12 protein-coding genes are annotated in these 12,548 nt (G+C 72.4%); 7 read left to right on the top strand and 5 right to left on the bottom strand.

Annotated features, from left to right (window positions below):
* Nucleotides 1-2 precede the first annotated feature (2 nt).
* A complete protein-coding gene (locus tag OG992_RS16045) occupies nucleotides 3-779 on the top strand; it encodes a thioesterase II family protein (RefSeq protein WP_238686086.1) in 777 nt (258 codons plus the stop codon).
* Nucleotides 780-816: 37 nt separating this feature from the next.
* Here OG992_RS16045 and OG992_RS16040 read toward each other — a convergent pair whose 3' ends face one another.
* Entirely contained in the window at nucleotides 817-1,488 is a 672-nt protein-coding gene (locus OG992_RS16040; protein ID WP_238686085.1) for a hypothetical protein, read from the bottom strand.
* Between the two features lie 23 nt (nucleotides 1,489-1,511).
* Between OG992_RS16040 and OG992_RS16035 the strand changes: the two genes are divergently transcribed.
* Together OG992_RS16035 and OG992_RS16030 are read left to right on the top strand one after the other, a co-directional pair.
* On the top strand, nucleotides 1,512-2,030 hold the full coding sequence (locus OG992_RS16035; protein WP_196928284.1) for an acyl-CoA thioesterase: 519 nt from the start codon (nucleotides 1,512-1,514) through the stop codon (nucleotides 2,028-2,030).
* A 143-nt stretch (nucleotides 2,031-2,173) separates the two neighbouring features.
* Complete coding sequence (locus tag OG992_RS16030; RefSeq protein WP_266303644.1) at nucleotides 2,174-4,171, top strand: acetoacetate--CoA ligase; 1,998 nt, start codon at nucleotides 2,174-2,176, stop codon at nucleotides 4,169-4,171.
* A gap of 190 nt (nucleotides 4,172-4,361) precedes the next feature.
* Here the strand turns inward: OG992_RS16030 and OG992_RS16025 are convergent, their stop codons facing one another.
* The gene (locus tag OG992_RS16025) at nucleotides 4,362-5,051 is read right to left on the bottom strand and encodes a TIGR03089 family protein (RefSeq protein ID WP_266303643.1); all 690 of its coding nucleotides are present in this window, start codon (nucleotides 5,049-5,051) and stop codon (nucleotides 4,362-4,364) included.
* 154 nt (nucleotides 5,052-5,205) lie between these two features.
* Here OG992_RS16025 and OG992_RS16020 point away from each other — a divergent pair, with 154 nt between their 5' ends.
* Nucleotides 5,206-6,351 carry a glycosyltransferase family 1 protein gene (locus OG992_RS16020; RefSeq protein WP_238686082.1) on the top strand — a complete coding sequence of 382 codons (1,146 nt, stop codon included), beginning with the start codon at nucleotides 5,206-5,208 and terminating at the stop codon, nucleotides 6,349-6,351.
* A gap of 63 nt (nucleotides 6,352-6,414) precedes the next feature.
* On the top strand, nucleotides 6,415-7,506 hold the full coding sequence (locus OG992_RS16015) for a mannose-1-phosphate guanylyltransferase (RefSeq protein ID WP_238686081.1): 1,092 nt from the start codon (nucleotides 6,415-6,417) through the stop codon (nucleotides 7,504-7,506).
* Here OG992_RS16015 and OG992_RS16010 read toward each other — a convergent pair.
* Entirely contained in the window at nucleotides 7,475-8,092 is a 618-nt protein-coding gene (locus tag OG992_RS16010) for an NUDIX hydrolase (protein WP_266303642.1), read from the bottom strand. The genes OG992_RS16015 and OG992_RS16010 overlap by 32 nt on opposite strands.
* A 39-nt stretch (nucleotides 8,093-8,131) precedes the next feature.
* Between OG992_RS16010 and OG992_RS16005 the strand changes: the two genes are divergently transcribed.
* Together OG992_RS16005 and OG992_RS16000 are read left to right on the top strand one after the other, a co-directional pair.
* Nucleotides 8,132-9,178, top strand: a complete 1,047-nt coding sequence (locus tag OG992_RS16005) for a hypothetical protein (protein WP_266303641.1) — start codon at nucleotides 8,132-8,134, stop codon at nucleotides 9,176-9,178.
* Between the two features lie 278 nt (nucleotides 9,179-9,456).
* A complete protein-coding gene (locus OG992_RS16000) occupies nucleotides 9,457-10,449 on the top strand; it encodes a helix-turn-helix transcriptional regulator (RefSeq protein WP_266303640.1) in 993 nt (330 codons plus the stop codon).
* A 30-nt stretch (nucleotides 10,450-10,479) separates the two neighbouring features.
* Here OG992_RS16000 and OG992_RS15995 read toward each other — a convergent pair whose 3' ends face one another.
* On the bottom strand, nucleotides 10,480-11,565 hold the full coding sequence (locus tag OG992_RS15995) for a coenzyme F420-0:L-glutamate ligase (protein ID WP_266303639.1): 1,086 nt from the start codon (nucleotides 11,563-11,565) through the stop codon (nucleotides 10,480-10,482).
* The gene (gene cofD / locus OG992_RS15990; protein ID WP_238686076.1) at nucleotides 11,562-12,509 is read right to left on the bottom strand and encodes a 2-phospho-L-lactate transferase; all 948 of its coding nucleotides are present in this window, start codon (nucleotides 12,507-12,509) and stop codon (nucleotides 11,562-11,564) included. Before cofD ends, OG992_RS15995 begins: the two co-directional genes overlap by 4 nt.
* Nucleotides 12,510-12,548 lie beyond the last annotated feature (39 nt).

Genomic DNA, 12,548 nt, shown 5'->3' with positions numbered 1-12,548 from the left:
CCGTGAACCGCCTCACCACCCACCCGCCCGGCCGCGCCCAGGGCTGGCTGGCCGCCGGGCCGCGCCGCCGCGTCACCCCCGCCGTCCGACTGATCTGCCTGCCGTACGCCGGTGGTGGGTCCTCGGCGTACCACGGGTGGCAGGAGCTGCTCGGCGACGACGTCGAGGTCTGCCCCGTCGAGCTGCCCGGGCGGCAGTCCCGCTGGCGTGAGCCGGCGTACACCGGGGTGCGGCAGCTGGTGGAGGCCCTCGCCCCGGCGCTGGCACCCGAGCTGGGGGTGCCCTACGCCCTGTTCGGGCACAGTATGGGGGCGCTGGTCTCCTTCGAGCTGGCCCGCGAACTGCGCCGCCGCGCGGTGCCGCCGCCCCGGGTTCTCTTCGCCGCCGGTGGCCTCGCGCCGACGCTGCGGCGTACCTTGCCGAACATTCACGACCAACCGGACGCGGTGGTCGTCGAACGGCTGCGTGAGCTGGGCGGTCTGGACGAGGAGATCCTGGCCGAACGCGAACTGCTCGACCTGCTCCTGCCCGCCATCCGCGCCGACTTCGCGCTCTGCGAGACCTACGAGTACCGGCCGGAGCCGCCGCTGAGCTGCCCGATCGTCGCCTTCGCGGGGGACCGGGACCGGGAGGTGCCGCCGGATCGGGTCGCGCCGTGGCGGGAGCAGACGTCTGCCGGGTCCACCCTGCACGTGCTGCCGGGCGGGCACTTCTTCCCGATGACGGCCCGGGACGCCCTGCTGGGCACCGTCCGGGCCACCCTGGCGGCGGGGAGTTAGACGGAGGGCGGGCCGGTCACCCGGCCCGCCCCGGCGATCAGCGGATCTCGGTGGTGTCCTCGGGGCGCGGTTGGCCGCGCGGTGGGGCGGACCAGGGTGATTCGCCACCCACCCGGCGGGGCAGCGGCTCGGTCGGTGTCGAGTCGGCCGGGTAACCGAGAGTGAGGGGCGCTGTGTCGCGCTCCGCGGGGGTGGGGGCCGGCCAGTCGGTCAACGTGAAGTCGTCGTTGCGGGGGCCTCCGTCCGACGCGGGGGTGGGTGCCGCGGCCGGTTCGGTCGCCGGGCTCGGCCACTGCCGCCAACGCTGTTGGCTGAAGGTCGCCATCAGCAGTAGCAGGCCGAGCAGGAAGAGCGTGCCGTTCTCGACCGGCAGTCGCAGCGGCAGAGGATCGCCGAACACCTTCCACTCGTGCGGGATCGCGTCCCGCACCGAGAAGGGCGCCACGAACATCCCGACGTACGGGGTGACCAGCAGCGCACCGGCCACCAACGGGCCCAGCGGCGAGAAGCGCAGCGTGCCGAGCAGGCCCAGCAGGACACCGCCGACACCGAGGTACACGGCCGGCTCGATCAGGTTGGCGGTGTTGAACGTGCCGATCTCCACCCAGCGGTCGACCGTCCGGCTCGACCCGTCCTGCCCCAGTGTGACCAGCACCCAGGTGATGGGCGCCACCACCAGCCCGGCGAGGAAGCTCCAGAGATGTCGCATCCGCGCACCGTACCGTTTTCGACATGACTGAGCACCTCTCCGCCGCTCCAACCGGCAAGCCGACGTCGTACTCGCGCGTCACTCTCAGCAAGATCATGACCGCGGTGGACGTCAACCTCTACGGCACCGTGCACGGCGGAGTTCTGATGAAGTTCGTCGACGATGTGGCCGGTGCCGCTGCCGCCCGACACAGCGGCGGGACCGCGGTGACCGCGGCGATCGACGAGATCGTCTTCTCCGAGGCGGTCCGGGTCGGTGACCTGGTGCACGCGCACGCCCAGGTGAACTGGACCGGCCAGACCTCCATGGAGGTGGGCGTGCGGGTGGTCGCCGAACGGTGGGACTCGGCCGAGGACGCGCCGGTCCGGGTCGCCACCGCGTACCTGGTGTTCGTCGGCGTGGACGTGGGTGGGGCGCCTCGCACGGTCCGCCCGGTGCTGCCGGAGACCGCTGAGGACGAGCGCCGGTACAAGGAGGCGGAGATCCGCCGCGCGCACCGGCTGGCCCGCCGCCGCGCCATCCAGGCCCACCGCGCCGGCTGACCCACATGAGGTGGCGGGTTGGAGTGTGGGACGGGCACGCGTCGGTTGGCCTACCCGGTGCGCAGAATGGCGCTTCGAGGTAGGGCAAGATGGCGCCACGGCCCAGTCACAGTGTCGTGTCGGGCCAGGGGGAGGGTGGAGCAGTGGGTGACATGCTGTGGACGCCGCCGGCGGACGTACGCGAGCGGTCCCGGATCGGTGCCTACCTGCGCTGGCTGCGGGAGCACCGCGGGTTGGACTTCGCCGACTACGACGCGCTGTGGCGCTGGTCCACCACCGACCTGGACGGGTTCTGGCGTTCGATCTGGGACCACTTCAAGGTGATCGCGCACACTCCGCCGTCCGCCACCCTGGCCGAGCGGGGGATGCCCGGCGCCCGTTGGTTCCCCGACGCCACCCTCAACTACGCGGAGAACGTGCTGCGGATGCCGGGGCGGGCCGACGACGACCCGGTGGTGATCTCCCACGGGCAGACCCGCCCGCCGGACACGTTGAGCGCCGGTGAGCTGCGCGAGCAGGTCCGCCGGGTGTCGGCCGGGCTGCGCCGGCTCGGCGTCACCGCCGGTGACCGGGTGGCGGCGTACGCCCCGAACATCGCCGAGACGTACGTCCTGCTGCTGGCCACCGCCAGCCTGGGAGCGATCTTCTCGTCCTGCGCGCCCGAGTTCGGCACCCGCAGCGTCACCGACCGTTGGCAGCAGATCGAGCCGACGGTGCTGGTCGCGGTGGACGGCTACCGGTACGGCGACAAGCCGGTGGACCGGCGCGCCGAGGTCGCCGCGATCCGGGCCGCCCTGCCGTCGCTGCGCCACACAGTCAGCATCGGCTACCTCGACCCGACGGGTCCCGCGCCCGAGGGCGCGCTGGGCTGGGCCGAGCTGGCCGCACCCACCGACGAGCCCTTGACGTTCACGCCGGTGCCGTTCGACCACCCGCTCTACGTGCTGTACTCCTCGGGCACCACTGGTCTGCCGAAGCCGATCGTGCACGGCCACGGCGGCATCCTGCTGGAGCACCTGAAGATGCTCGCCCTGCACCACGATCTGGGCCCGGCCGACCGGTTCTTCTGGTTCACCACCACCGGCTGGATGATGTGGAACTTCCTGGTCTCCGGCCCGGCGGTGGGGGCGGCCATCGTGCTCTTCGACGGCAACCCGGGGGTCCGTGCTGAGCCGGGCCGGCCGGCCGAGCCTGACCTCGGCGGGCTGTGGCGGCTGGCGGCGGAGACCGGGACGACGTACTTCGGCACCTCCGCGCCGTACCTGTTGGCCTGCCGTAAGGCCGGGTTGGTCCCCCGGGAGGTCGCCGACCTGTCGACGCTGCGCGGCGTGGGTTCCACAGGTGCGCCGCTGCCCGCCGAGGGCTTCCGCTGGGTGTACGAGACAGTCGGCGACCACGTCCAGCTCCAGTCGCTCTCCGGTGGCACCGACGTGTGCACCGGTTTCGTCGGCGGGGTGCCGCTGCTGCCGGTGTACGCCGGTGAGATCGCCTGCCGGGCGTTGGGCGCCAAGGTGGAGGCTCGTTCCGCCGACGGCACGCCGGTCATCGGTGAGCTGGGCGAGCTGGTGATCACCGAACCGATGCCGAGCATGCCGGTGGGCTTCTGGAACGACACGGACGGCACCCGCTACGCGGAGGCGTACTTCGGCGTCTACCCGGGCGTCTGGCGCCACGGTGACTGGATCACCATCAACGAGCGGGGTGGCTGCGTGATCACCGGCCGCTCCGACGCCACCCTCAACCGCGGTGGGGTGCGGCTCGGCACCGCCGAGTTCTACTCGGTGGTGGAAGGGCTCGACGAGGTGGTCGACTCGGTCGTCGTGCACCTGGAGGACGACGAGGGCGGCGCCGGTGAGCTGCTGCTCTTCGTGGTGCTGGCGGAGGGTCTGGAGTTGGACGACCCGATGCGCGCGAAGATCTGCCGTGAACTGCGCACGGCGCTCTCACCCCGGCACGTGCCCGACGAGATCCACCAGGTGCGTTCGGTGCCCCGCACCCTCTCGGCGAAGAAGCTGGAGGTGCCGGTCAAGAAGATCCTCACCGGCACCCCGGTAGACCAGGCGGCGGCCAAGGGTGCCCTGGTCAACCCCGAGTCCCTCACCGCCTTCGCCGCCCTGGCCCAGTCCCGCGCGACGTCCTGACCCCCTTCCCCCCGCGATCTTGCACTTTCTGTCCCGACCTAAGGGGCATTCCGCCCATCTCGACAACCGAAACTGCAAGATCGCCGGGGCGGGGCGGGGCGGGGCGGGGCGGGGCGGGGCGGGGCGGGCCGAGCCGGGCCGAGCCGGGCCGGGCCTCGCCGGGCCGGGGCCGACGGCGGGGCGGGGGCGGTTACGGGAGGGTTTGGGTGACCTTTTCGGTGGCTTGGCGGCTGGTCAGGCGGGCCGGGTCCTGGTTGGCGCAGAGGACGACTGTGGCGGCCCGGGTCAGCGGGGCCAGCAGCCAGTCGACCGGGTCGGGATAGCGGGTGGCGTCAACCAGGACCCGCGCGCCGGGCTCGATGCCCAACTCGGTGGCGCGGGCCTCGGCGCGACTCAGCAGGTGCGCGTCGGTGGGGCCACTGCCGGATTGCGGCGTGAAGTGGTCGCCGTGGGCGCGTACCTCGACGACGTAGTCGGCGAAGCCGGGCGGCACCTGTTGAAGCGGGGCGGCGAGCGGGGCCAACCCGAGGGCGTACCGCTCGTCGGCGGACCAGGACTGCGCCTCGTCGAACTGGTCGGCGGCGGCGAAGAGCACCCCCACCTCGCCCGGCGTGTCGACGACGCTCAGCTTGGCCGACCAGCAGGCCAGCAGCACCGCCGCGGTCTGCCAGTGTGGCGGCAGCAGCACCCCGGCCGGAGTGCCCGGCGCGAGGCCGACCTCGTCGACGAGGAGATTCGCGGTCTTCGCCACCCAGTTCGCCACTGTGACGCCGGAGAGTTCGGTGCGGTCGCCGGTGGCGTCGTCGTACCAGGTGAGCAGCGGTCGGGTCGGGTCGGTCGCGATCGCGTCGGCGAACACCCGGGCAATGTTGTCGGCCATCGGCGCGAACGATACGCCAGTGCGGGCCGTACTCGATGACGATGACAAGTCGGCGTACCGTCGGGTCGCAGTCAGCGTCGGCCCCGCGCCCCGGCGTAGGCTTTACCCCCGGAGTGTTGTTCCCCACAGGCCCGCCAGTTCAAGGAGTCGCCCCGTGACCGCCGGTCGCCCGCCCCGCGTGCTCATCGACGCCACGAGTGTCCCCACCGACCGTGGTGGTGTCGGTCGATACGTCGACGGTCTGCTCGGTGCCCTCGGCAAGGTGTGCGGGTCGGGGGTGGAGCTGGCGGTGGTCAGTCTCCGCACCGATCTGGAGAGGTACACCCGCATGCTGCCGGGCGCGGAGATCATCCCGGCCCCGGCCGCCGTGGCGCACCGCCCGGCCCGGCTCGCCTGGGAGCAGACCGGCCTGCCGCTGCTCGCCCAACAGGTGGGCGCAGAGGTGCTGCACTCGCCCTTCTACACCTGCCCGCTGCGGGCCGGGTGTCCGGTCACGGTCACCGTGCACGATGCGACGTTCTTCACCGAGCCGGAGCATTACGACAAGTCGCGCCGCACGTTCTTCCGCAGCGCCATCAAGACCTCGTTGCGCCGCGCCGACCGGGTGATCGTGCCCAGCAAGGCCACCCGGGACGAGCTGATCCGGCTGCTCGACGCCGACCCGACGCGGATCGACGTGGCCTACCACGGCGTCGACCAGGCTGCCTTCCACGCTCCCACCGAGGAGGAGAAGGCCCGGGTACGCGCGCGTCTGGGGCTGGGCAACAGCAGCTACGTCGCCTTCCTCGGTGCCAAGGAGCCTCGAAAGAACGTGCCCAACCTGATCCGTGGGTGGGCGCGGGCCGTGGCTGACCGGGTCGACCCGCCGGCCCTGGTGATCGCCGGTGGGCAGGGGCACGACGAGGACATCGACCGGGCGGTGGCCGAGGTGCCGTCGCACCTGCGTCTGCTGCGCCCCGGCTACCTGCGCTACGCCGACCTGCCGGGTTTCCTCGGCGGAGCCCTGGTCGCCGCGTACCCGTCCTACGGCGAGGGGTTCGGGCTGCCGATCCTGGAGGCGATGGCGTGTGCCGCCCCGGTGCTGACCACGCCCCGGCTCTCGCTGCCCGAGGTGGGCGGCGACGCGGTCGCGTACACCTCGGAGGACCCGGAGCAGATCGGCATCGACCTGGCCGCCCTGCTCGACGACGAGCAGCGGCGGTTGTCGCTGGCGAAGGCGGGGTTCGACCGGGCCAAGGAGTTCACCTGGGAGTCCAGCGCCGAGGTGCACATCGCGGCGTGGAGTCGCGCCCGTTCCTGACCCTCCGCGCCGTCGCGGGTGACCCGTGCCACTTTGGGCAGGTACGTCGGGCATGATGTGCGGATGCTCTATGCGGTCATTCCGGCAGGTGGCAGTGGCACGAGGTTGTGGCCGTTGTCCCGCGCTGGCCATCCCAAGTTCCTCCACCCGCTGACCGGCACCAGCGCCTCGCTGCTCCAGGCGACAGTCGAACGGCTCGCGCCGCTGACCACACCGGATCGGACCCTTGTGGTCACCGGTGCCGCGCACGTCGCGGCGGTGGCGCGGCAGCTGACGGTGCTGCCGGAGGAGAACATCCTGGTCGAGCCCTCCCCCCGGGATTCCTGCGCGGCGATCGCGTTGGCCGCCGCGGTGATCGCGGCGCGTGACCCGAACGCGGTGATGGGCAGCTTCGCTGCCGACCACCTGATCCGCGACCCGGACAGCTGGGTCCGCACTGTCCAGGAGGCGGTCCGCGGGGCAGAGCAGGGCATGCTGATGACCGTCGGGATCACTCCGACCCGTGCGGAGACCGGTTACGGCTACCTCGAGACCGGCGATCCGACCGAGGGTGTGCCGTGGCGACAGGTGGCCGAGTTCAAGGAGAAGCCGGCCGCCGAGGTCGCCGAGGCGTACGTCCGTTCGGGCCGGCACCTGTGGAACGCGAGCATGTTCGTGTGGCGGGTGGACGTCTTCCTCGCCGAGCTGGCCCGCCAACAGCCGGCGCTGCACGCCGGCGTCGCCGCCATCGCCGCTGCCTGGGGCACCCCGGAACAGGACGACGTCCTCGGCGCGATCTGGCCGACCCTGCCGAAGATCTCCGTCGACTACGCGGTGATGGAGGGCGCGGCCACGGCGGGTCGAGTCGCGACGGTGCCGGGCGATTTCGGCTGGAACGACGTCGGTGACTTCCACACCCTGGGCGACGTGCTGCCGGCCGACGACGCGGGCAACGTGGTGCTCGGCACGGAGGCCAAGCCGGGCGTGCTGCTACGGGACAGCAGCAACCTCGTTGTCGTTCCGCAGTCGGGTCGGTTGGTGGCAGTGCTCGGTCTGCGCGACCTGATCGTGGTGGACACCCCGGACGCGGTGCTGGTCTGCCCGCGCGACCGGGCGCAGGACGTCAAGGCCCTGGTCGACGAGCTCAAGGAGCGAGGCGAAGAGGGCTACGTCTGAGCGCGGCAAGTGCCGGCGCGACCTGTTGCGCGGTCCCGCCGGCCAGTGGTTCGGGGAGCTGGTCCGGTGGGAACCAGCCCAGCGCCTCGGCCTCGTCGCTGACCTGCTCCACCGCCGAGGGCGGAGCGATCACCGCGAACCGTACGTCGTGGTGCGCCGAGCCGCCCTGGCACTGAACCGGGTGCACGTCCACGTCGATCGGCACCGGGTCGATGCGCAGGCCGGCGATTCCGGACTCCTCGGTGGCCTCGCGGAGGGCGGCGGCGACAAGGGTCTGGTCGACCGGCTCACAGTGCCCGCCGAGCTGCACCCACCACCCGAACTTGACGTGCAGGCAGAGCAGCACCCGCGAGCCGGTGGAGTCCAGCACCAACGCGCTGGCGGTGACGTGCCCGGGCCGGTGCTGCCGACTCATCGCGATCGGACCGGCGGCGAGCAGCGCGAGGGTTCGGTCCCGCGCGTCGGCAGCACCCGGGCTGGTGGGCTGCCAGCCCTCCAGCAAGGCGACGGCGTCGGTGTGCAGCGCCCGGTACGTCTCGGGGTCGCTCGTCTGGGCGGTCGGGCCGGTGATCACGGTGTCGGGCACCCCGCCACTGTACGAGCGTGTGCTCCGTACGCTGGCTCGGTGACAGTGCGACTCGTCGAATTCGTGGTGGCCGGTAACGAGGCCAGCGATCTGCTGCCGGTGCGGTCGGCGGCGCTGCTGCGCGCGTACGGTGCCCAGCGGGGCTTCTGGACGGTGCTGGACGAGGGGCCGGTGGAGCACTGCCTCGCGCTGCTGCTGGAGCGTGACGCCGGGGAGTGGACGGCAGTGCACGTGCGGGCGGATGCCGGCGTGGAGAACGGGCGAACCGAGGACGGTGAGGCGCTCGCCCATCACGACGGCTGGGTGTACGTCTTCGGTTCCCACTTCGGCTCGAAGGCTGGCCCGCTGCGACCTCGGCGCGCCTTCGTGGCCCGGTTCCGCGAGGACGACGCGGCGGTCGGGCCGGTGCCGGTGCACGTGGTACGCAACTCGTTTCGACTGCACCGGGTGGTGAACGACGCCCTCGCCGCGGCGCCGCTGACCCTCCTGCCGGCGGGGGAGCGGGTGCGGGAACGGTTCATCGTGGAGACGCTGGCCCGGGGAACCGTCCGGGAGAAGAGCTGGGTGAGCCGGTTGGCCCCGGACGACCTGCCGTTGAACGTGGAGGCGGCGGCGTTCACCCCGGCCGGGACGGTGCTGCTCGGGCTGCGTTTTCCGGTCACCGACGCCGGTGAGCCGATCCTGGTCGAGGTGGCCGGTGTGCCGGGCATGTTCACCGCCGAGCGGGCGTGGCCGCGGGCGTTGGGCGCGTACGTGTTGACAGGTGTCACCCCGCCAGGGCAACTGACCGGCTTCCGCGCGATCACCCCGACGGCGGACGGCGGGTACGCGGCCGTGATCGGCTCGATCGACGCGCTGGGCAAGGGGTCGGTCCTGCTCGACGACCATCCGGGCGGGGGCGAGGTCACCTCGCGGCACGTCCGCTTCCGGCTCACCGGTGGCGAGGCGGACGCCGGGCGGCGGCTCGTCGGGGAGCAGGTGGCGGACCTGGCCCCGTTTCACCACGTCGAGGGGGTGGCGGAGCTGGACGGACTGTCGTTCTACGTCACGGACGAGGACCATCGGGTCGCGCTCTGGGTCGGCTGAGCCGGCACCGGGGGCGGGATGACCGGACGGCACCTCTGCGGAACAAGGGCCGCAGACCCTCGTGGTGCCGTCCGATCACCGGGGCCTCCCCGGTCCCGGTGCCCGGCAGCACGGGCGTCAAGGACGCACGGCGCCGTGTTCGGGCATGGGAAGCATGCCGAACCGGCCCCGGAGGCGTCGAGGTTTTTCAGTCCAGGCTTAAAGATGGAGGTTACTGCCAGCCAGGTAGAGTCGAACGGTCATCCGGCATCCCCCTGTCGGCGACACAGGAGCGCTCCATGCTGAAGATCCACTTTTCTGGGGAGGACATCCTCCGGACCCGGGTGGCGCCGGCGGCGGACCCGGTCTGGGAGCTGGTCCTCAGCCTGCACGTGCTTCGCGGCCGCACCCGCGACCCGCTGACGGCCAACTGGCGGCGCAGCGTGGCCCGGGACCTGCGCCAGGACTCCGCCTCCGAGCAGCTCCGCCTGCTCTTCGCGCTGAACCCGCCGCGTGGCTACTTCCCGGACTTCCTCACCCCGTACGCCAGCGTCGAGGGCTTCGAGGCCGGGCTGGACGCGCTCCGCCGTACCCCCACCGAATTGCTGCACCGGGACCTGAGCGTGCTGGCCGCCGAGAACCAGCTGCCTTCCTCGGCGGCCGCGCTCGCTCGCGGTGAGGTGTCGGCGTTGCACCACCTGGCCGAGTCGATGGAGCAGTACCGATCGCTGGCGATCAGCCCGTACTGGGGCCGGATCCAGGCCGCGGTTGCGGCGGACCGCACGCGGCGGGCGCGGGCGCTGCTCGACGGCGGCGTCGAGGGCCTGCTCAGCAGCCTCCGGCCGACGATGCGCTGGGAGAGCGGGGTGCTGGAGGTCCACAGCTACCCGCACAGCCGGGAGCTGCACCTGGACGGCCGTGGGCTGCTGCTGGTGCCGTCGTTCTTCTGCGCGGCCACCCCTGTCGCACTGCTCGACCCGGCGCTGCCACCGGTGTTGGTCTACCCGGTGGACCGGCTGGGTGCCCTGGTCTCCGCCGACGCCAGCGCCGCGTCCGGTGCTGCCCGCGAATCACTCGCCGCGCTGCTGGGCCGCACCAGGGCCGCGGTCTTGCAGGCCAGCGACGAGGGCTGCACCACCGGCGAGGTCGCCCGCCAGCTCAACATCTCACCGGCGGCGGCGAGCCAACACGCCACGGTGCTGCGCAACGCTGGTCTGCTGGTCAGCCACCGCGAACGCAACAGCGTGCTGCACACGTTGACCCCGCTCGGCCGGGCCATGCTGGACGCGTGACCCGGCCGTTCGTACCGGCCGAGGGCGGTTCTACAGGGCGAGCGCGGCGCTCGCCGGGCTGCCGGGCGGTGGCGGCAACAGAGTCGACCCGACGCCCTGGGCGGCCAATGCGACGCGCAGTCGGTGCAGGTCGGCGCCGAAGCGGACCAGACCGAACGGCTCGACGGGCGTCGGGGCCGAGCCGAGCAGCAGGTCGGCGCCATCCGGCCACCCGGGCATCTCAGCGACCAGGCCGGCGCGTACCTCGGCCTCGTCGACCAGTGTGAAGACCGTGCCGGGGGCGACCAGCCCGGCGACCTCGTCGATCGCCCATCGCACCGCGGTCAGGTCGGCCGGTGTCGGGCCGGGGCCGTCGGTCAGGGTCGCGGCGTCGGAGAGCCCGGCGGCGTGGGCCTCGGCGGTACCGAGCGAGAACAGGTCCTGTGCCGCGTCGCGGATCAGCGCCCGCGCGCCACCGGCGTCGTCCGAGACGGTGGCCGGCAGGTAACCCCGCACCACCGCGACGGGGACCTGATCGCACTTGCCCTTGATCAGTTCGCCGGCACCCGCCAGCTCGTCCACCACTGCCATCTGGGTCAACTGCAACTCGTTGCCGTACGGGTCGACCTCGCCCCGGTGGTCGCGGATGGCCGGCATCCCGGCCACCCCGAGCGCCACGTCGGTGAGCCCGTTGCGCCAGGGCCGGCCCATCGTGTCGCTGATGATCACGGCCAGGTCCAGGTCGTATCGCTCCCGCAACGCGTCCCGCAGAGCCCGTGCCGAGGCGTCCGGGTCGACCGGCAGCAGCACCAGTTGGGTCTTGTCCACGTTCGACGCGTCGATCCCGGCCGAGGCCATGACGAAGCCGTGGTGGGTCTGCACGATCCGGGTAGCCCCCCGGCTGGCGACCACCCGGGCGGTCTCACCGGCCAGAACCTCGTCCCGGGCTGCCAGCCGTTCCGGCCCGTCCGCCGGCACGTCGACCAACCGCCCCTCGGCCTTGGAGACGATCTTGCTGGTCACCACCAGCACGTCGCCGTTGCGCAGCCACGGCGCGGCGGTAGCGATCACCGCGGCCAGGTCGTCACCCTCGGTCACGTGACCGATGCCGAGCACCGGCAGAATCTCCAGCCTCACGTCAACTCCACCGCGGCGCGGACCATGGCCGCCGTCGCCGCCTCGTCGGTCATCCGCAGCGGCACCGCGCGGACCGTCACCTCGGGCACCACAGTGCCCGCGTCCTCCTCGGCCACCAGCCAACCGTCGAGCAGGCCGCCGCTCGCCCGACCGCCGTAGAGCCGGCCAACCCCGGCCGCGCTGCACTCCGTACCGAGCACGGCCAGGCAACGGTCGGCCATCCCCCGCACCGGCGCGCCGCCGATGATCGGCGAGACACCCACCACCGGCGCCGGGCCGTCCGCCACCGCCGCACGCAGCCCCGGTACGGCCAGCACCGGCGCGACGCTCACCACCGGGTTGCTCGGCGCGATCAGCACCAGGTCGGCCGAGGCGATCGCGTCCAGCACCCCGGGGGCCGGCTTCGCCGTCTCCGCGCCGACGAACACGAAACGGTGGGTGGTGATGTCGGCCCGGTACCGCACCCACCACTCCTGGAAGTGGATCGCCCGCTGGCCCTGGTCGTCCTCCACCACGGCATGGGTCTCCAGGCGGTCGTCAGTCGCCGGCAACAGGCGTACGCCCGGCTCCCAGCGGCTGGCCAGCGCCTCGGTCACCGCGCTCAACGGGTAACCGCCGTTGAGCATGGTGCTGCGGACCAGGTGGGTGGCGATGTCCTTGTCGCCGAGGCCGAACCAGGTCGGCTCCGCCCCGTACGCGGCCAACTCCTGTTTGACAGTCCAGCTCTCGCCGACCCGACCCCAGCCCCGTTCCGGGTCGGCGCCCCCGCCGAGGGTGTACATGACGCTGTCCAGGTCGGGGCAGATCTTCAACCCGTGTAACCACAGGTCGTCGCCGACGTTGACAACGGCGGTCACCTCCGCGCCGACGTCACGGGCGTACGCCCGGACCCCGAGCAGGAACCGGGCGCCGCCGATGCCGCCGGCCAGAACCACGATGCGCATGTCGACCATCCTCGCGCACGTGACGCCTCCGATCCGTCG

Source organism: Micromonospora sp. NBC_00362 (assembly GCF_026342155.1).
GTDB classification, from domain to species: domain Bacteria; phylum Actinomycetota; class Actinomycetes; order Mycobacteriales; family Micromonosporaceae; genus Micromonospora; species Micromonospora hortensis.
The sequence above is the reverse complement of the archived record's forward strand: the minus strand, read 5'-3'. Positions and strand labels throughout refer to the sequence as shown.

Bases quoted from the DNA above. Each gene is read 5' to 3' on its own strand.
- OG992_RS16040 (WP_238686085.1), bottom strand. From the start codon at position 1,488: ATGCGACATCTCTGGAGCTTCCTCGCCGGGCTGGTGGTGGCGCCCATC.
- OG992_RS16035 (WP_196928284.1), top strand. From the start codon at position 1,512: ATGACTGAGCACCTCTCCGCCGCTCCAACCGGCAAGCCGACGTCGTAC.
- OG992_RS16025 (WP_266303643.1), bottom strand. From the start codon at position 5,051: ATGGCCGACAACATTGCCCGGGTGTTCGCCGACGCGATCGCGACCGAC.
- OG992_RS16015 (WP_238686081.1), top strand. From the start codon at position 6,415: ATGCTCTATGCGGTCATTCCGGCAGGTGGCAGTGGCACGAGGTTGTGG.
- OG992_RS16000 (WP_266303640.1), top strand. From the start codon at position 9,457: ATGCTGAAGATCCACTTTTCTGGGGAGGACATCCTCCGGACCCGGGTG.
- cofD (WP_238686076.1), bottom strand. From the start codon at position 12,509: ATGCGCATCGTGGTTCTGGCCGGCGGCATCGGCGGCGCCCGGTTCCTG.